This window comes from Bacillus manliponensis (assembly GCF_000712595.1).
Lineage (GTDB): Bacteria > Bacillota > Bacilli > Bacillales > Bacillaceae_G > Bacillus_A > Bacillus_A manliponensis.
Genome location: NZ_JOTN01000071.1, coordinates 1 through 863, shown reverse-complemented (window position 1 = coordinate 863; position 863 = coordinate 1). Strand labels below are relative to the sequence as shown.

At 39.9% G+C, this 863-nt stretch carries 2 protein-coding genes; both read right to left on the bottom strand.

Going from position 1 to position 863, the window contains the following annotated elements; genetic code table 11:
• Positions 1-308: phage tail domain-containing protein (locus BAMA_RS23245; RefSeq protein ID WP_034644412.1), on the bottom strand; the 308-nt coding region annotated here is incomplete at its 3' end.
• A gap of 4 nt (positions 309-312) precedes the next feature.
• On the bottom strand, positions 313-863 hold a 551-nt coding region (locus BAMA_RS24800), incomplete at its 5' end, for a hypothetical protein (RefSeq protein ID WP_034644411.1).

Here is an 863-nt window from a genome sequence, read left to right as displayed (position 1 = left end):
GCCGTTTTGAATTGAAGTCGGATAGGGTGATAAATGGGGTTAAACACCTTGAAAATTTCATCACGTCTAGCCTGAATCCAATCCTCATCTCTACGTTTTACATCAATAAAAAAGAGCAGAGAGAAATCCCTCGGCTCTAAACGAGATGCAACCGGTCTAGCTCCCTGCATGCCATTGTTGGTTACATACGTGTTATTCACTTTCAATGAAGTTGTGTCAAAATCTTCAATCGGCTGAAAATGGCTACTCTTCGAAATCACTATGCTGTCACCGTTTGTATTTGTACAGACCATTTCTTTAATTCGCAAGTTATCACCTCATTCTAAAAGCCATTTGCTCAAGCGCTTGACGGTTTAATCGAGCTGTTTCAGATGGCAATAATGGTTGTGGACTGTTATTGGTTTGATACATGACCACTGAAGGTTCGTTACTCTTACTTGCTGCCTTATCAAAAGATGTTAATAATTTATCAAGCTTTTCTTCTAGCTTTGGAGTTTCTACAACGTTTTTCACAGTAAACGTTGTACTATTAGAACTAATTGCATCGGCGGCATTCTTTATCTGTCTAGCAGCTTGTGGGACTTGTGTGAGTGACGATGATGTAGCGACCTGTATCCCCATCGTGCTATTGACTAGGTTTGCTAACTCCTTTGCTTTCTCTTCTAAAGGTCCTCGCATATCCTCCATACCATTGATTAAACCGCCAATAGCTTTCATTCCAACTTCAGGTAAAGTATATGTCAGGATATCAAACTCTTTTGTTGTACCCTCACGAATGGACTTTGCTTTCTTTTCAAATTCCACTTGAAGCTGATCTAATTGAACAGCTGCTTTCTCACGAAGCTCTTTAAGCTTTTGTTCAG